The organism is Ureibacillus sp. FSL E2-3493, assembly GCF_038077515.1.
Taxonomy (GTDB): domain Bacteria; phylum Bacillota; class Bacilli; order Bacillales_A; family Planococcaceae; genus Ureibacillus; species Ureibacillus halotolerans.
The window spans coordinates 2,842,936-2,860,590 of the sequence record NZ_JBBOPK010000001.1; the positions used below are offsets into that span (position 1 = coordinate 2,842,936).

A 17,655-nucleotide genomic window follows, 5' to 3' on the forward strand; every position below is an offset into this window, starting at 1 on the left:
CATTTTTAATTTAAAAGATAGACAATTAATCCTTGTACAATACCAATTGCTCCACCTAATACAGCACCTAAAATCGTAATCATTTGCAATTCTTTGTTGGCAATCCCGATTACAAGCTCTTCTAATTTTTCTAAAGGGAAAGAATCCACTTGTTCCCGAACTACTTCCTCTAAATTCAAACGATTTAATACATCTTCCAGTTTACTTTCAGCTTCCGTAAACCCTTTATGAACTAATTTAGGTAACAACTCATTTTTAACATATTCATTCCCTTGTGGCCAATAATAGCTAATCGTTTTTTGAAGATGTTCTTGAATGTTAAGTTCTTGTTTTGCGTAACGTTGAATATTTTTTAAAATGTTATCAAAATCAATATTCTCTAGATACTCTATAACCGGCTGTTGTTTAATAGTATCCCATTCTTTTAAGAAAATGTTAACTAATAAATGTTTCGTTCCAGGTGCGTTTAAAAAATGTATAATTTCCTTTTGAATTTTCGATACGATGGAAGTTGAATCTCCTAATAACATTTGAATCATTCCACCGAAGGAACCTTTTGAACCTAAAAAGTCATCCATCATATTTTTAATCGTCATCTCACCTTTTGTGGATTGGAAATATTCCTCCCCTTTTGCTAAAAGGTATGAAGTGATTTCAGGAATTTTTTTATCGATAGCCTGTTGAATATCGTTTGGTAAAAGTTCCTCAATCGATTTAGTAGAAATTGTTGTTTTCATCGTGTTAAATTGCTTTTCAATTAACAAATCTACTTTTTCTTCAATTGTATTTGGCAAATGCTCAAATCCGCCTAACTTTAACCAGTCATATATTGTTTTATCATCTGTAAAAACTGTTTTTTCGACTTTCTTTTGGGCAAATTGTAAAACCGACGAACGAATGTCTTCATTAAATAGTCTCTTTTGAAAAACTTCAGGAGTTAATAAATAATTTTTTACAGTTGCACCAATTTGTTTTGATAATTCCTGACGACGTTTCGGAATGAGACCTGGTGTAAACGGTATACGCCAATTTTTGATGTATAGTGCATTATATGGTCGAAACAACATTTTAATCGCAAGATAATTCGTAAATCCCCCGATTAATGCTCCAACTACTGCCATAAAAATGATCGTGACTACTACATTTTCCATCTAAATCCTCTCATTTCTTTCAAACTGTGTTCCAATTATATCAAAGGAAATGTATTTAAAGATAATGTTAGCCTTTCTTTCCCACTTTTAGTACGATAAACGTAATCGAAAGTTTCAAGGGGGATTCGTATGATTCAACATTTTCAATTTAAGCCTTTATTTGAAAACAATTTATTGCCGGGGTGGGCGATATCTTTTTACTACAAACAGCAACAATATAAAGCTGAGTATAAAAAAGATGGAAAAATTGTATGGTTAGGTACCAAACCTTCTAAGGAAGAAGAAGAAACAGTTAAAAAAATGATTCATGAATTAATGCTTTTCCATGTTTATGATTGATAAAAGGCGAGTTCGGATATGTCGAACTCGCCCTTCTTTATACTTCCTTTACTTTATATTTTCGAGCAAAAACGATATAAAAGTATGTGGAGGCTACTAAATATAAACATCCCGTAATCGTAAAGGTATAAGCATAACCCCAGTAATTTCCATAGGTCGTAACGAGCCAAGCAGCAGGAAGCCCCATCGTTGCCCAACCAATATTAAAAACCATCTGACTTACCGAGTTACCAAGACCTTTATACTTGTCATGAACAACATCCATCGCAATGGCACTCTGAATTGGATTTCCTGCATTCATCAATGCCTGCCTCATTAAAAATCCAACGGAAGCAATGAACAACGAATTTGTATAAGCAGTTAAAAATAAAAATGGTATTGATAGAAGTTGAAAAATGACTAACGCCCGAACTTTCCCTACTCTTTTGACTAAAATCGGTCCTATCAACATTGCAACGGCTGTCATTGCAGATCCTAATGCAATAATGAACCCTACATAGGAATTCGATGCATCGAAACGATTGGCAAAATATAAATTTAAGTACGGAATAACTAATCCAGATCCAGTTCCTATAATTAAATTGGCTATGCCAAATAAAACAATCATTTTAAAGTTTTTCTTAAAGCTGCTGTCACCATTATCATCTTCTTTTAATCGCTTATTTTGTAACGCTTTTTCATCCTTTTGGGACCTTTCACTCGTTTTTAATTGAAGGAGCGGAATTAATCCGACTGTAAAAATTGCTGCTCCTATCATTAACGACCCTCTAATACTTTCTACTTCTCCCAATTGGAAAAAGAATTGAAAGCCATCTGCTACAAATCCCCCAAGTAAATTTCCAAGGACATTTGCTATCGTCACGAAAGAAAAATGAATGCTAAATAATTGAATCCGTTCATTTGGTTTTGAATTCTCAGCTAGAAAAGGAACACCTGATACTTGAACAAACGCCCAAACGATACCAGTTATAAAGGCAAAGGTGAGAATTGGTTGTTCGACTGAAACGATACTCCTTCCAAAAAGCATTATAGCTGTTATAAGCGTCCCTATTAAAAGAATGGATTTCCTTCCATAACGATCACTAATAATTCCAGCAGGTACTAACATTAATGCCGTTGCGAGTGAATTTATAGAAATAACGCTTCCATTGACTGCCTCCGAATAACCTAACTCCCGAATGTAAAGATTGTACATTACCATAAATACACCCATGCCTATTTGAATAAGCACATTGGCAACCATAAACAATCGAACATTTCGATTAAATGACTTGATTGTTTTATAACTATTTTTCATCCATTTGTACATAGCGACTACACCGCTTTCCAAACATTTCACTCGTTCACTTACATAACTATGTAAAGACTAATTCGAATTTTCTATATATTTCGTTACCCTAAATATACGACCTTCGTTATAAAACTGCAATACTTTTATAAAAAAGAGCTAGCCCAAATGCTTCCCTTTTGTAATAACGATGGGAACTCATTTAGGACTAGCTTCACTTTTCTTCTTATTGAAGGGCCCCTGCCTGTAATCGGTACATCGTCTCATAACGACCACCTAATGCGATTAACTCATCATGGGTCCCTTGTTCCACAATTTCTCCCCTATCTAATACTAAAATCTGATCAGCATTTTTAATTGTTGATAGACGATGGGCGATAATGAAAGTCGTTCTTCCTCTTTTCAAAACTTCCATCGCATGCTGGATAATTTCTTCTGTCTCCGTGTCAATATTAGACGTTGCTTCATCTAGTATTAAAATCGCCGGATCAAAGGCTAATGCCCGTGCGAAGGATATTAATTGCCTTTGCCCTGAAGATAGGGTACTTCCCTTTTCAATTACCGGTTCATCTAATCCCTTTTCAAGATTTTTTAAAACCCTTTCTCCCCCTACTGCAGTTAACGCTTTTTCAACCGTTTCTCTAGAAATACGTGGATCCCCTAAACTGACATTTGTTGCAATCGTTCCTGTAAATAAATAAGGGTCTTGTAATACGATTCCCATATGCTCACGAAAGGCTTGACGGGGGATCGATAGAATATTTTGACCGTCTATTAAAATTTTTCCCTTTTGAGGATCATAGAAGCGGAATAACAAATTCATTATAGAACTTTTCCCTGATCCTGTATGACCAACAAGGGCTACTGTTTCCCCTTTTCTTGCAGTAAAATTAATATTTTTCAATACATAGTCATTATCTTTATAAGCAAAGGATACATTATCAAACACTACATTCCCCTCATATCTTGGAATGGATTGTGTGCTTATCGGCTCTCCTTTTCGATCTAACAATTTAAAGACACGAGAACCAGCAACAAGGGACCGTTCCAATTGGGAGAATTGATTGACAATATTAACGATCGGACTAAATAATCTCGTAATATAGTCAACAAAAGCGTATAAAGTTCCCGCAGTAATGACATCTGTAGTAGTCATGGACTGGGTACCAAAATAGTAAATAAAAATAGCGAAGATGATTAAACGTAAAACATTCACTAAATTAAATGCTGTCGCTGAATCTAAAAACAATAATTTTCTTTGATATTCATAATGCTCATTATTCATTTCAGCAAATTCTTCCTTCATTTGCTCTTCCCGTTTGAAGGCTTGAATAATGGTCATTCCTTGAATCGACTCATTAATCATCGCATTAATATCTGCAATCTTAGTTCGAACAACATGGTTATATTGGGCAGCATATTTCCGATAACCAATCATCCAAAAATAAACGATCGGGACAACGACTAATGCAACAAGGGCCATTTTCACATTTAATATGAAAAGAGCTATATATACTCCGAAAATGGATATAAAGCTTGTTGCAAATTGGGATAACACTTGAACATATAAATTACGAATAGCTTCCGTATCATTCGTTACCCGCGCTACAATTTTCCCAGCAGGTAAATTATCAAAATAGTCGATGGGCATTGTTTGAATATGTCCAAAAACGTCTTGGCGTAGCTTTTGAATAATTCGGTTCGCCCCAATTTGTAAATAAATATACATAAAGTATCTTAAAACAGCAGTTGCAATCGCTAATACAAAAAACACAATTAATAAATGAATAATCGGTTCAAACTGTAATGAACCTGGTGTCATATAATGGTCAATAATATATTTCGCGATGAATGGTCCTGCCAAATCGGTTAATACCGCGATTGTTAGTAAAAATAATCCGATATAAATAGGTCTTTTAAATAGTAATGCATATTGAACTAAACGTTTACTCGTACTCATTCGCTAGACACCTCCTCTAGCTGTTGTCGATCGTACTGTTCTTTATACCAGCCTTCCTTTTGAAGAAGTTCCTCATGGGTACCTTCTTCTATAATTCGGCCATCATCCAATACGATAATATGATCTGCATGCTGAATAGCTGATAAACGATGGGTTGTAATAATGGTTGTTTTTCCATTTCGGACACGACCAATATTTTCGATAATTTTTGCTTCCGTTTTTGCATCGACTGCGGATAAGGAATCATCTAATATAAGAATCTCTGGATTTTTAATGAGCGCCCGGGCAATCGATACCCGCTGCTTTTGTCCACCAGAGAGGGAAACTCCCTTCTCACCAACTAATGTTTCCATTCCTAACGGTAAATTTTTTAAATCATTTTCAAAGTAAGCCATTCTTACCGCTTCATTTATTTCTTCTTCTGTTGCATCTTCTTTCCCAAATAAAATGTTCTCACGGATTGTTCTGGAGAAAAGAACATGATCTTGCGGAACGTATCCTATCCACTCTAATAACTGTTCCTTCGATAATTTTGCTATATCAATGTCTCCAATCGTAAACTGCCCTTCACCTAATGGATATTCTCTAAGGAGTTGTTTTACAAAAGTTGTTTTTCCGGCACCAGTCTTCCCGACAACTCCTAAAGTTTCACCTTGTTTTAAATGTAATGATAAATTTTGTAAGTTTGTCATTTGAGACATCGGATATTTAAAAGAAAATTGATCAAATCCAATAGATGATGGACTCTCTACTGTTATTGGATTATTTATATTTTTTACATCCTGTTCATAGTCTAAAGTTTCTTGAACACGATCTAGGGAAGCGTTACCTTGTTGCATTACATTAATGAGCTCTCCAATAGCCATCATCGGCCATACTGCTAAACCTAAATAGACGTTAAAGGTAACAAGCTGACCTACTGTCATATCACCATTTGATACAAGAACAGCACCATATCCTAAAGCAACGACATAACTTATCCCTGTACCAATTTTTGTAATCGGACCGAATAACGCGTTAATTTTCGCTACATGGATATTTTTTTGGTACACTTCTTCACTCATTTGTGCAAAGCGTTTTTCATCTTTCTTTTCTTGTACATATGCTCGGATAACCCGAACACCCGCTACCGACTCAAGTACACTATCATTTATTTCACCAAAGGATTCCTGGGCTGTCATGTAACGTTCATGAACAATTTTGCCCAAATATTGCATAAGTACTGCCATAATTGGAATCGGGAGCATGGAGAAAAGCGTTAGCTTCCAAGAGATTAAAAACCCCATCGCTAAAATAATGGCACCCATGTAAATTGTAGAATCCATCAAGGTCATAATGCCAAACCCTGCCGTTAATGACACTGCATTTAAATCATTCGTAGCACGAGCCATTAAATCGCCCGTTCGATTTTTTTCGTAAAAAGTTGGTGTCATTTTTAAAAATTGGTGCATCAATTTTTTTCGAAAAATTCGTTCGAGGGTAATAGCCCCACCAAACAATTGATATTGCCAAGTGAAATTCATCGCATATCCAACAACGATAATTAGAATAATCGCTAATAAATAATTACGTAGCGAGTCAGCCGTCATCGAATTCATAGCAATTTCATCGATCGCAGCACCAATTATCCACGGTGGAATTACTTCCACTACATTGGCGATCATTAGGAGAACGACTGCAATCGTATATCTTTTCCAATAACTTTTAAAAAACCATTTTAATTTAAATAAAACATCAAACATTTAGGCACCTTCTTTTCCTATTCATCATTCTCTTTCCTATCCACTATCTACAAACCCATCTTTTAACAACTTTCTTACGTAACACTTTTTCATATTACATCTCTCCCTCTCTTACATTTTGTACTTAAACAACTCTACATAAATCCTTTCCATGATGTCTTATTCGATTGTCTTCTACACCGAACATATCCATAATTTGGAATGTCTTATAAGCAAAAAAGCACCTATCCTTTTTTGTGATAGATGCTCAATAAAAAAAGGATACAAGTATCCAATACCTGTATCCCTTTTTGCTTAAATTTATGCGCGTTTAAGCTATAAACATAAGAAATATATAGGAAGGCTTGGATTAACATATTGAATTGCTGGCGGCAAATTTAATTTAATTTTCATAATCCTAACCTCCCTTTCCTTAAGTTTATTTTCTATTAAAGGGTAGCACACCCATTTTTTGAAAGTCAACAATTTTTAGAAAATAGGGAAAACATTTTTATGTAAGCTATGTAACTCTTCTGTTTTAACCATCTATTAATCTAATCCTACTAGGAAATTCGTCTCTAAAAATGTGAATATTCTTCCTAAGAGCATGTTTTCAATTTGTATTTTTGCATAAAATATTTTATCATTGTATTATTCAATTATTTTTTATTTAACAGGAGGTGTACTCTTTGTTTGCTCCCCTCATTCGGGCTGGAAACAAAGAAAATATTTGGACGTAGACATAGTAGAGCTAACCATTCGGTTGGCAGCATTTGTGTTGTTAATTGCTGCTACGGCATTTTTCGTTGCAACAGAGTTTGCAATTGTAAAAGTGCGATCAACACGTATTGATCAATTAGTTGCGGAAGGCAACAAAAAAGCAATGAAAGCAAAGAAAGTTATTTCAAATCTAGATGAGTATTTATCAGCTTGTCAATTAGGTATTACAATTACTGCATTAGGTTTAGGTTGGTTAGGTGAACCTACCTTTGATTTAATTTTACATCCTTTATTTGATATGTTTAATTTAGATCCAAGAATATCTGGAGTGCTTTCAGTCGTTGTTGCATTCATCATCGTAACTTACTTACACGTTGTCGTAGGGGAATTAACTCCCAAAACGTTTGCCATCGAAAAATCAGAAGCACTTACTTTAAACTTATCAGGACCATTAATTATGTTCCATAATGTTATGTACCCATTCATTAAAGCGTTAAACGGATCTGCCCGCGCTTTATCTGGATTATTTGGTTATAAAATGGTTTCTGAATCTGAAGTAGCGCATTCTGAAGAAGAACTTCGCATTATTTTAACCGATAGTTATAAAGGTGGAGAGATTAATCATTCAGAATACGAGTACGTTAATAGTATTTTTGAATTCTCTGACCGTACTGCGAAGGAAATTATGGTACCTCGAACTGAAATTACTAGTATCGAAAAAGATTTAACTATAAAAGAAGTATTTGAAGTTATGGGCGTGGAACAATATACACGATACCCTGTTATTGATGGAGATAAAGACCATGTAATCGGTCTAGTAAACTTAAAACATTTATTAACGGCTTATATTAAAGATCCTGCAAACGGTAACAAATCTATCCAAGAATATATGCAACCAATTATCCGTGTTTTTGAAACAGTTCCGATCAGTGATTTATTACTTAAAATACAACAAGAACGAATTCATATGGCAATACTAATGGATGAGTACGGCGGAACATCTGGTTTAGTCACAATTGAAGATATTATTGAAGAAATTGTCGGGGAAATTCAAGATGAATTTGACGATGATGAAATTCCCGAAGTTCAAGAAATTAGTAATGATCATTATATAATAGATGCAAAAATGTTAGTAGAAGAAGTAAATGACATGTTAGGAATTGAAATCGACGATGAAGATGTGGATACTATCGGTGGCTGGTTCTTAACACAACGATTTGATGCTGTTGAAGGCGATAGCTTTGATTTCCAAGGCTACGAATTTAAAATAAAAGAATCCGATGGACATCATATTCTTTATATAGAAGTAACAAAATTACCTGAATCCGCACAAACAGAAGAAGAGGAATCAGAAGAAGATAACTAATTAAACATTTACTTTATTTAAAAACGACTTTCCGAATTTCGGAAGGTCGTTTTATCATGTTCTAAAGTTTTGCCAGGAGGAAACAAAGTGGAGCTATATACAAATTTACGAGCTGGGGAAAAAGGGGCATGGCTTTCCATTATTGCCTATTTATTCTTAAGCTCCATCAAACTTACAATCGGTTATTTTGGAGATTCAGAAGCATTAAAAGCCGATGGATTAAATAATACAACAGATATCATTGCTTCTATCGCCGTACTAATTGGACTTCGAATTTCTCAACGTCCTCCTGATTTAAATCATCCTTACGGCCATCTTAGAGCGGAAACGATTGCTTCCATGATCGCTTCATTTATTATGATGATGGTTGGTTTGCAAGTCCTCCTTAGTTCGGTCATGAATTTATGGAATCCTGTACGCCAAAGCCCTTCTACGTTAACAGCAGTCGTTGCAATAGGAAGTGCCTTCGTTATGTACGCGGTATATCGCTATAACTTGTCCCTTGCTAAAAAGATTAATAGTTCAGCAGTCAAGGCGGCAGCCTATGATAACCGTTCTGATGCCCTTGTTAGTATCGGGACAGCAATCGGAATATTCGGAGCAATTATCGGTTATCCAATTATTGATACGTTAACCGCACTCGTTATTGGGATTATTATTATTAAAACAGCAATCGAAATTTTTTGGGAGTCGGTTCAAACTTTAACGGACAGTTTTGATATTGAAGATACCGAAACATTATCCGTCCTCATTGAAAATGTTGATGGGGTTATTGATTTAGTGGATTTTAAAGGGAGAACCCATGGAAATGTCCATTTTATCGATGTAACCGTAACAGTAAATCCATATTTAAATGTTTGGGAAAGTCATCAAATTACAGAAAAAATCGATTCCACTGTGAAACGATTCAATCCATTTTGTACAGTGCTCGTCCATATCGAACCCCATGAAATTCCTACCGCTGTGGAAGAGGATTATCATTTCTAAAGTATTAAAAAGCAACTTTAAGGTATTCCTTAAAGTTGCTTTTTATTCGTACTTTACCCATTTATTCATAGCCCACTGCCTTCGGTTAAACCGTGTTTTACTGCATAAAGGGCAGCTTGTGTTCGATCTTGCACTTCCAACTTCGTAAAAATATTCGAAATATGGGTTTTAACCGTTTTCTCCGTTACAAATAATGAAGAAGCAATTTCTCGGTTGCTTTTCCCCTTCGTTAACTCAGCTAACACATCCCTTTCCCGCGGTGTTAAAGGATTTTTCACATGGGGTAAATTTTCTTCTTCCCGTAGTACCTCTTCTAATTGGGAAGTGGCAACAGGATGAATAATGTTTTCACCGCGAATAATTTGTCTAATGGCATTTACTAATTCATCTGGTTCGATATCTTTTAACTGATATCCTGCAGCACCTGCTTCTATGGCAGGTAAAACATGATCTTTATCAGAAAAACTCGTCAGCATTAAGATAGCAACGTTCGGCCATTTTGCTTTAATTTTTTTCGTCGCCTGTATCCCGTCCATTTCAGGCATAACAAGATCCATTAAGACGATATCTGGTTGTAGTGATTCTACCAGCTCGACCGCTTCAAACCCATTTTTCGCTTCCCCAATTACTTCTATATCCTTTTGTGTTTTTAAAAAGAATAATAAACCGCGACGTACGACATGATGATCGTCTGCAATTAAAACTCGAATCATTTTTCTCCCCCTAATAAGGTAGACGGATTAACAGTTCCGTCCCCTTACCAATTTCACTAACCCAATCAGCTGTACCACCAATAGCAATGGCACGATCTTTAATCGATTGTAATCCAATCGAAGGAAGGCTTAATTTGGGATCGATGACAAATCCCCTTCCTTCATCTTTAATAACAAATAAAATATCTGTTGATGTAACTGTGATATAAATAATCGCTTCTTGTACACCTGCATGTTTTCGTACGTTGTTTAATGCTTCTTGTGTAATTCGAAATAACGTTTCTTCCACACGGGACGGGAATTGAATAACGCCCGAAACGTTTACTGTTAATTTAATATTTAACATTTCAGCATAGGCTTTTATTGCTTCAATTAACCCACTTTCCAATCCTTTTGGACGCAGTTGCCATATCAGTGCACGCATCTCCGTTAAAGCTGATTGGGTAAGTTGTTGAATCTCTTTAAAAGTTTCTTTTATTTCCTGCTGTTCACTCATCTCAATTCCTGCTCGGGCAGTCAAAGTGACGGAAAACAATAACTGATTAACAGAATCGTGCAAATCTCTAGCGAGGCGATTTCTTTCCTGTACAAGGGCAATCTCCTGTTCTTGTTTTGTTAAATTAATACGCTTAATGGCAGACCCCATTTGAAAGGCAACCGATTCTAATAATTCCAGTTCTTCCTCTGTATAACTTACTGTATTTGGAGAAGCCACATTTAAAATACCAAATCGTTCTTCCCCCGATTGCAATGGTACTGTTGCATGGTGAGTAATATTTGCATTATCCCCTATATTCGCTTCAATAGCCGCTTCAATCCGCTGGCATTCGATAATATTAGAAGCCTTCTCCAACTCATGATTTCGATAGCGGGAAACACACCAGCATCCACCTTTTTTTAAATGTTGACAACCGTTGAACGCAAGGGCTTCTGGTAAATGTTCATGGGCTATTAATTCCGATTTTCCCTTTTCGTTAATGAAAAAAATCCAGCCTGTTTCAAAATTTGTTCCACTTAAAAATTTCGATAACGCACCTTTCAGCATAGGAATTAAATCGGTTTCTTCATTAAGTAATTCGGCTATTTCTTTCAGAATCGTTATATTAGAATGATCGCTTACTGACAAACTGTGTACACCTCTCTAAATGAACAAACTATTTTCTAATTTCATCATATCATTAGTCCATAGTAATTGGCATTTGTTGTCTTCTCATACTTTTGAATGAAACATTTGATTAATTTTTGGTTACATTTGAAAGTTATTCTCATTTAATAGGAAATTTAAGTGTATAATAAAAAGGAATTTAGCGTTACTAGGGGGATCGAAATGCAAGTAAATAATACTAGTACTTCTAACGCTTATCACTTAGCCTATGAAACGATACGTAACAACATATTAAGCGGAGAATTACCTGGTGGGACAAAACTTGTTGAGGAACGATTAGCAGCTACGATCGGCGTAAGTCGAACACCAATACGAGAAGCAATTCGTCATTTAGAACAAGAAGGATTAATCAAGGACAAGCGAGTGGATAAACCTACTAGAAATGATTTAATCCACAATTCAGAATTAAGAACTTTAATCGAATGTTATGCTGTAAAAATAGCTGCAAAAAAAATGTCCAAAGAAAATTTAAGTCTACTAAAACAGGCGATGAAAGACTCGAAAAACGGAACTATTGAAGAAATTGTAAGCGCAAACAAAAAATTTCATAATCTTATTATTTTAGAATCGAACAACCCCGTTATAATAGAAGAGGCAAAAAAGACGGATGCCATCTTCGACTTATTTAGTCGTACATTGTTGAAAAGTAAACGACCGTTACTATATGAGGAACATGAAGAAATATATCGGGCTATTGCATCAAGGGATAGTGATTTAGCAGAGGAATTAATGAGGAAGCATTTAGAATTCGATTTAAAATATATGTTGCGGTATACAAGTTACTTTTAGTCCATTTTTTGTACATTTCCTATGATGGATTGGTCAAATCATTTTCTTATAGTATAATTATCCGTAATTCAAAATAATTTACTTATTTTTATGAACAATCTATAATCAGTCTGCGTAATAATATGATTACTAGGAGATGCTAAATGAATAAAAAACTAGAAAATAGTTTGCTATTTATATGGCTTGTGTCATTAGTAGCAACACTTGGTTCACTCTATTTTTCTGAAGTTCGTGGCTACGAACCGTGTGAGCTTTGCTGGTATCAACGAATCTTGATGTACCCGATATTACTCATTACGACAGTAGCTTACATCCAAAAAAATGTACGAATTGCCGTAACAACTGCAGTTTTTTCATGTATTGGTGGAGCCATCTCTCTTTATCATTACGGTATACAAAAACTAGATTTCTTAACTGAATCAGCACCAGCATGTGGACGAGTTCCTTGTACAGGCCAATATATAAACTGGTTAGGATTTATTACAATTCCATTTTTAGCTGGACTTGCTTTCATTTTAATTGCCATCACTAGTTTCTACATGATCAACGTTTTAAAGGGGGAAAAACAATGAAAAAACTAGGTATTATCGGTGCTATTGTCGTTGTTTTATTTGCAGCTATTATTATACTTACTAACTTAGCAAACGAAGATAAATTAAAAGACAATCCTTATGATACAGATAACTTAAATCAATCAACGATTGATTTATTATCCGATGAAAATTATCAAAACATCATTCTTCCCGACGCTTTAGAAGAAAAAATTGCGTCTGGCGAACCTGTCGTAGCGTATATGTTCAGCCCAGAGTGTCCACACTGTCAAAAAATGACACCTGCTCTTATGCCTATTGCTGAAGAATTAGGTGTTCATATCGATCAATATAATATTCTTGAATACAATCAAGGTTGGAATGATTATCAAATTACAGCAACACCAACTTTAATTTACTTTAAAGATGGAAAAGAAGTAAGTCGTATTGTTGGAGATTATTCTAAAGATACAAAAGTGATTTATGATTTCTTAGAGCAAGTAAAATAATAAAGGTATTACTATTTCATAATCGTGTTCTATATAGAGCACGATTATTGTTATTTTGGAGGTATATTATGTTCCAATATGAAGTTCAACAAGAAGGACTATCCGTGGAAGAATTGTTGCGCACAAAATGGCGCCTTGGAAAAAAGATTGTCCATGAATTACGAATGGCAAAAGCCGTAACTTACGAAGACTCGACACCTGTCATTTGGAAAGAACCACTTCGTGTCGGCACTATCCTGTTCTTTCACTATGAAGTACCCGCATCTAGTTATAAACCTACTTCCCATTGCGGCTTAACGATTCAATACGAAGACGACCATTGTCTTATTGTATCAAAACCAAAAGGGATGGCTACCCATCCTAATGATGAGCGCGATGTGGACACTTGTATGAATCATGTTATGGCGCATATTATCGCATGTGGAGGACATTACGCTGAGCATGTTCACCGTTTAGATCGCGGAACAAAAGGTTTATTATTAGTAGCTAAGCATCCTATAGCAAAATCCATTTTCGATCGAATGATTGAAGAAAAAACGATTGTTCGAACGTATGAGGCAGAAGTCCAAGGGAATATCCGTCAAGAAAGTGGTACAATCAATGCCCCAATTGGCAAAGATCGTCATCACGCTACTCGACGGGTCGTTTCAAAATCCGGTCAACATGCCATTACACATTTTGAAGTGGTAAAACGTTTCAAACAAACTTGCCTTGTCCATTTAGTGCTTGAAACGGGTCGTACCCATCAAATCCGCGTGCACATGGCCCATATTGGACATCCTATTGTAGGTGACACTATGTATGACGCAAGAAAAACGGCATCAGGTGATTATGAATTACATGCTATCCAACTGGAGTTTGAACATCCCTTTATCAATAAACGGATAGTTGTTTCTGATATATAACGCAAATTCTCTCCCTTATAACCGTGACATTTAAAAAGGCAATTTTATTTTTGATTGTAGGAATAGTTTTAATGGTCTATTATGGTAAAAAAAGGAGGGAGTTTATTTATGGAAAGAAGAATAGAAAAGTTATCAATAAATAATAGAACGATTGAATATTCAATTATTGGTAAAGGTGAGCCTATATTCGTTTTACACGGTGGACATTCAAATTGTAATGAAGAGTTTGGCTATAAAGCATTAATTGATAATGGGTTTTCTATAATAACTCCCTCAAGAGCAGGATATGGAGATACATCAAAAGAAATAGGTGAAAGTCTATCTACAGCTTGCGAGTATTATTTAAAACTATTAGATCATTTAAATTTAAAGAAAGTCCACGTAATAGCTATATCTGCAGGTGGACCTAGTGGTATATATTTTGCTTCCAAATATCCAGAAAGAGTTAGTACTCTTACTTTACAATCTGCTGTTACAAAAAAATGGCTTACACCTAAAGATGTAGAATATAAAGCTGCAAAGATATTATTTCGTCCAAAACTAGAAAAATACACATGGAAATTAATTTCATTTATGAATAATCTATTTCCTCAATTTATTTTTAAACAAATGTTTTCTTCATTTAGTAACTTGGCATATAAAGAAGCAACGGCAATGCTAAGTAAGGAAGATATTGAAGAAATAAGGAAAATGAATAACCGACAACGATCTGATATGCCCCGTAAAAGTTAGACACCAATCTAACTTTTACGGGGTGTTTTTTATGACTAAAATTACAAAAGATGAAAAAATACGAATATTATTACGTTATGTAAATGGACAAGAAAGTGTAAAACAAATTGCTAGAGAAGAAGGTGTAATCGTATCTGAATTAACTTCTTGGATTCGTTTATACGAACAACATGGTGTGGAAGCCTTTATGAAATCATATACAAGTTACTCTGCAGAGTTTAAAATGGATGTACTTAATTATATGAATGAAACGGGTACGTCCTCTATTGATGCAGCTGCTATTTTCAATATTTCATCTTCAAAATTAGTTCGAAAATGGCGTAATCAATTTGAAACAGGTGGATTTGATGCCCTCAATTCAAAGAAAAAGGGGCGTCCATCCATGAATAAATTAAACAAGAAGACATCGAAATCGGTTCCAGCTGATGGTTCTGTAGAGGCACTTGAAGCACGCATTAAACAGCTAGAAATGGAGAATGCGTATTTAAAAAAGTTGAATGCTTTAGTTCAGGGACAGGAAAAATTACAAATAAAATCAAAGCGCAAGTAATTTTTGAACTAAAGCACATTTATGATGTCGTAGAATTAGTTAAAGTCGCAAATATTCCTCGAAGCACTTATTATTATTGGGAAAAGCGAATGAATCGTGAAGATAAATATGCCGAAGTTAAGGAGGCAATTCAATCAATATATCACGAACACAAGGGGCGTTATGGTTATCGTCGTATTGCGAGTGAATTGAAAAAATACGGATTCCAACATGATCCAAAAACAATCAACCGTTTCATGAATGAATTGGGATTAAAATGTCTGGTAAGAATGAAGAAATATCGTTCTTATAAAGGACAAGTTGGTCGAATTGCACCAAATCTATTAGAACGAGATTTCAAAGCAGAGAAAATGAATGAAAAGTGGGTAACTGATGTAACAGAATTTCATTTATTTGGTGAAAAACGCTACCTATCTCCTGTGATGGATTTATGTAATGGTGAAATTATCGCTTATATACTGATGAAAAGACCTGTATATAAACTTGTATCAGATATGCTTGATCAGGCGTTAACACGTCTTCAAATAGGAGATGAAGTGATCCTACATTCAGATCAAGGATGGCATTATCAGATGAAACAATATCAGAAAACACTCCAAAAACACGGTATCAAGCAAAGTATGTCCCGCAAAGGGAATTGTCTTGATAACGCAGCAATGGAGAGTTTCTTTGGCATCTTAAAATCTGAACTATTATACTTGCAAGAGTTTAATAGTATCGAACATTTTGAAGAAGAATTAAGGTTATATATTGAGTACTATAATTACAAACGAATGAAGGCAAAATTAAAAGACCTAAGCCCGGTAGAATACCGAACAAAGGTCTTGGAAGCCGCCTAACAAAATATGTCTAACTTTTTTGGGTCAGTTCAATCCGGATACGGTTTCTTTATAGATTTAGTACAGATTAATGACCTTTCAACTGAAACTTTACAAGGAATAAGTTGTCCTACTTTTATAATGCATAGTAAACATGATGGATCAGTACCTTTAGACCATCCATTTTTTGCCCATGAAAATATAACCTCTTCTGAAATGTGTTTGCTTGATACATGGGGACATTTAATTTGGCTCGGTAAATCTGCAAAAGAAACTGATGTAAGTCTTATTAACTTTCTTAAATCCCATTCAGTACATTCTGTAAGGAATGAACCAAGTTTAATTTGAAAATAAAAAAGGATAGATAGGGCCTATGTAATCGCTCTATCTATCCTTCCTCATTTTAAACAAAAATGTTACGTGATAAGACTAAATATTCAAGTCACCTCTAAACAATTTACTAAAAGTCAAAATTGTCTGGGTCTGATCCAAAGCGTTGATTTTTATTCAGTTGATTCATTTTTTCCATTTGTTCTGCTGAAAGTTCAAAATCAAATATTTGCATATTTTGCTCAATACGACTTGGAGTAACCGATTTTGGAATCGTAATAACATCGTTTTGATAATGCCAACGAAGAATGACTTGTGCCGTTGATTTACCAAGTTGCTGTGCAATGTCAGTAATGACTGCATCTTCAAGAACTCTTCCTTGACCTAGCGGAGACCATGCTGTTACTGCAATATCATTTTCTTTACAAAAAGCTCGCAGTTCTTCTTGAGCAAGATATGGTTGTAATTCAACTTGGTTCACCATTGGTTTAACATTTGCCTTTGCAAAAACTTTTTCTAAATGATGAATATGGTGGTTGGATACACCAGGTACACGAATTAATTTTTCTTCATATAGTCTCTCAATGGCGCGATAAGTATCTACAAATTTCCCTTCTACTGGCCAATGGGTTAAATATAGATCTACATATTCAAGTCCTAGTTTTTTTAATGATGTTTCAAATGCACGTAACGTCTCATCATAGCCTTGATCCGTGTTCCAAACCTTTGTCGTCACAAAGATTTCTTCTCTTGCAACGTTCGATTGGCGAATAGCTTCCCCTACTTCTGTTTCATTGTTATAAAGAGCAGCAGTATCAATGGCACGGTAGCCAACTTCAAGGGCCTTTACCATTGCTTGTAGAGCTACTTCAGGCTCTGTCATTTTGTAAACACCTAAACCAAGGTAAGGCATTTCTACTCCATTTGTTAACGTTTTTGATGGTATCATCGTCAAAATTACTCCCTCCTAACTCTTTCATATTAATATTATACGATTATTTATTCAGGTTACTAAATATTTTGAACTGAAATTTCTAATTTATCAATAAATTACCAGAAGGAGTCTAATTTTCCTTAAGTCT

Annotated in this window: 16 protein-coding genes and 1 pseudogene; 10 read left to right on the top strand and 7 right to left on the bottom strand. The window is 35.0% G+C overall.

Annotated features, from left to right (window positions below; genetic code table 11):
- Positions 1-5: 5 nt before the first annotated feature.
- Entirely contained in the window at positions 6-1,151 is a 1,146-nt protein-coding gene (locus tag MHH69_RS14680; protein ID WP_341362614.1) for a DUF445 domain-containing protein, read from the bottom strand.
- A 129-nt stretch (positions 1,152-1,280) separates the two neighbouring features.
- Between MHH69_RS14680 and MHH69_RS14685 the strand changes: the two genes are divergently transcribed.
- Positions 1,281-1,490 carry a YheE family protein gene (locus MHH69_RS14685; protein WP_341362615.1) on the top strand — a complete coding sequence of 70 codons (210 nt, stop codon included), beginning with the start codon at positions 1,281-1,283 and terminating at the stop codon, positions 1,488-1,490.
- A 37-nt stretch (positions 1,491-1,527) separates the two neighbouring features.
- On the opposite strand, the gene MHH69_RS14690 is transcribed toward MHH69_RS14685, so the two are convergent.
- The 3 genes from MHH69_RS14690 to MHH69_RS14700 all read right to left on the bottom strand — a co-directional run bounded on the left by MHH69_RS14690 (position 1,528) and on the right by MHH69_RS14700 (position 6,480).
- Entirely contained in the window at positions 1,528-2,820 is a 1,293-nt protein-coding gene (locus MHH69_RS14690) for an MFS transporter (RefSeq protein WP_445954573.1), read from the bottom strand.
- A gap of 184 nt (positions 2,821-3,004) precedes the next feature.
- Complete coding sequence (locus MHH69_RS14695) at positions 3,005-4,738, bottom strand: ABC transporter ATP-binding protein (protein ID WP_341362616.1); 1,734 nt, start codon at positions 4,736-4,738, stop codon at positions 3,005-3,007.
- The gene (locus MHH69_RS14700) at positions 4,735-6,480 is read right to left on the bottom strand and encodes an ABC transporter ATP-binding protein (protein ID WP_341362617.1); all 1,746 of its coding nucleotides are present in this window, start codon (positions 6,478-6,480) and stop codon (positions 4,735-4,737) included. The genes MHH69_RS14695 and MHH69_RS14700 overlap by 4 nt, the downstream gene beginning before the upstream one ends.
- A 742-nt stretch (positions 6,481-7,222) precedes the next feature.
- On the opposite strand from MHH69_RS14700, the gene MHH69_RS14705 reads away from it, so the two are divergent.
- On the top strand, positions 7,223-8,545 hold the full coding sequence (locus tag MHH69_RS14705) for a hemolysin family protein (RefSeq protein WP_174232642.1): 1,323 nt from the start codon (positions 7,223-7,225) through the stop codon (positions 8,543-8,545).
- 87 nt (positions 8,546-8,632) lie between these two features.
- Positions 8,633-9,532, top strand: coding sequence for a cation diffusion facilitator family transporter (locus MHH69_RS14710; RefSeq protein ID WP_122970889.1), 900 nt, complete (start codon positions 8,633-8,635; stop codon positions 9,530-9,532).
- 65 nt (positions 9,533-9,597) lie between these two features.
- Here MHH69_RS14710 and MHH69_RS14715 read toward each other — a convergent pair whose 3' ends face one another.
- Positions 9,598-10,245, bottom strand: a complete 648-nt coding sequence (locus tag MHH69_RS14715; protein ID WP_122970890.1) for a response regulator — start codon at positions 10,243-10,245, stop codon at positions 9,598-9,600.
- A 10-nt stretch (positions 10,246-10,255) separates the two neighbouring features.
- Entirely contained in the window at positions 10,256-11,371 is a 1,116-nt protein-coding gene (locus MHH69_RS14720; protein WP_122970891.1) for a GAF domain-containing sensor histidine kinase, read from the bottom strand.
- A 201-nt stretch (positions 11,372-11,572) separates the two neighbouring features.
- Between MHH69_RS14720 and MHH69_RS14725 the strand changes: the two genes are divergently transcribed.
- The 7 genes and pseudogenes from MHH69_RS14725 (at position 11,573) to MHH69_RS14755 (ending at position 16,591) form a co-directional block, all read left to right on the top strand.
- Positions 11,573-12,199, top strand: coding sequence for a GntR family transcriptional regulator (locus MHH69_RS14725; protein WP_341362618.1), 627 nt, complete (start codon positions 11,573-11,575; stop codon positions 12,197-12,199).
- Between the two features lie 143 nt (positions 12,200-12,342).
- Positions 12,343-12,771 (top strand): disulfide oxidoreductase, encoded by a 429-nt coding sequence (locus MHH69_RS14730; protein ID WP_122970893.1) that lies wholly within the window; start codon positions 12,343-12,345, stop codon positions 12,769-12,771.
- On the top strand, positions 12,768-13,238 hold the full coding sequence (locus MHH69_RS14735) for a thioredoxin family protein (RefSeq protein WP_122970894.1): 471 nt from the start codon (positions 12,768-12,770) through the stop codon (positions 13,236-13,238). The genes MHH69_RS14730 and MHH69_RS14735 overlap by 4 nt, the downstream gene beginning before the upstream one ends.
- A 68-nt stretch (positions 13,239-13,306) precedes the next feature.
- Positions 13,307-14,143: an RluA family pseudouridine synthase gene (locus MHH69_RS14740; RefSeq protein WP_122970895.1), complete on the top strand. Its 837-nt coding sequence runs from the start codon at positions 13,307-13,309 to the stop codon at positions 14,141-14,143.
- 108 nt (positions 14,144-14,251) lie between these two features.
- Positions 14,252-14,854, top strand: a pseudogene (locus MHH69_RS14745) (alpha/beta fold hydrolase); the annotation flags it as partial.
- A 52-nt stretch (positions 14,855-14,906) separates the two neighbouring features.
- A protein-coding gene (locus MHH69_RS14750) for an IS3 family transposase (RefSeq protein WP_341361539.1) occupies positions 14,907-16,264 on the top strand; the annotation gives its coding sequence in 2 pieces (ribosomal slippage) (positions 14,907-15,360 and positions 15,360-16,264; 1,359 coding nt in all).
- Positions 16,265-16,270: 6 nt separating this feature from the next.
- Positions 16,271-16,591, top strand: coding sequence for an alpha/beta hydrolase (locus MHH69_RS14755; RefSeq protein ID WP_341362619.1), 321 nt, complete (start codon positions 16,271-16,273; stop codon positions 16,589-16,591).
- Positions 16,592-16,703: 112 nt separating this feature from the next.
- Here the strand turns inward: MHH69_RS14755 and MHH69_RS14760 are convergent, their stop codons facing one another.
- Positions 16,704-17,522: an aldo/keto reductase gene (locus MHH69_RS14760; RefSeq protein WP_174232699.1), complete on the bottom strand. Its 819-nt coding sequence runs from the start codon at positions 17,520-17,522 to the stop codon at positions 16,704-16,706.
- Positions 17,523-17,655 lie beyond the last annotated feature (133 nt).

Excerpts from the sequence above, each read along its gene's own strand:
- MHH69_RS14680 (WP_341362614.1), bottom strand. The coding sequence starts at position 1,151 with ATGGAAAATGTAGTAGTCACGATCATTTTTATGGCAGTAGTTGGAGCA.
- MHH69_RS14685 (WP_341362615.1), top strand. The coding sequence starts at position 1,281 with ATGATTCAACATTTTCAATTTAAGCCTTTATTTGAAAACAATTTATTG.
- MHH69_RS14695 (WP_341362616.1), bottom strand. The coding sequence starts at position 4,738 with ATGAGTACGAGTAAACGTTTAGTTCAATATGCATTACTATTTAAAAGA.
- MHH69_RS14700 (WP_341362617.1), bottom strand. The coding sequence starts at position 6,480 with ATGTTTGATGTTTTATTTAAATTAAAATGGTTTTTTAAAAGTTATTGG.
- MHH69_RS14715 (WP_122970890.1), bottom strand. The coding sequence starts at position 10,245 with ATGATTCGAGTTTTAATTGCAGACGATCATCATGTCGTACGTCGCGGT.
- MHH69_RS14725 (WP_341362618.1), top strand. The coding sequence starts at position 11,573 with ATGCAAGTAAATAATACTAGTACTTCTAACGCTTATCACTTAGCCTAT.
- MHH69_RS14730 (WP_122970893.1), top strand. The coding sequence starts at position 12,343 with ATGAATAAAAAACTAGAAAATAGTTTGCTATTTATATGGCTTGTGTCA.
- MHH69_RS14735 (WP_122970894.1), top strand. The coding sequence starts at position 12,768 with ATGAAAAAACTAGGTATTATCGGTGCTATTGTCGTTGTTTTATTTGCA.
- MHH69_RS14740 (WP_122970895.1), top strand. The coding sequence starts at position 13,307 with ATGTTCCAATATGAAGTTCAACAAGAAGGACTATCCGTGGAAGAATTG.
- MHH69_RS14755 (WP_341362619.1), top strand. The coding sequence starts at position 16,271 with ATGTCTAACTTTTTTGGGTCAGTTCAATCCGGATACGGTTTCTTTATA.
- MHH69_RS14760 (WP_174232699.1), bottom strand. The coding sequence starts at position 17,522 with ATGATACCATCAAAAACGTTAACAAATGGAGTAGAAATGCCTTACCTT.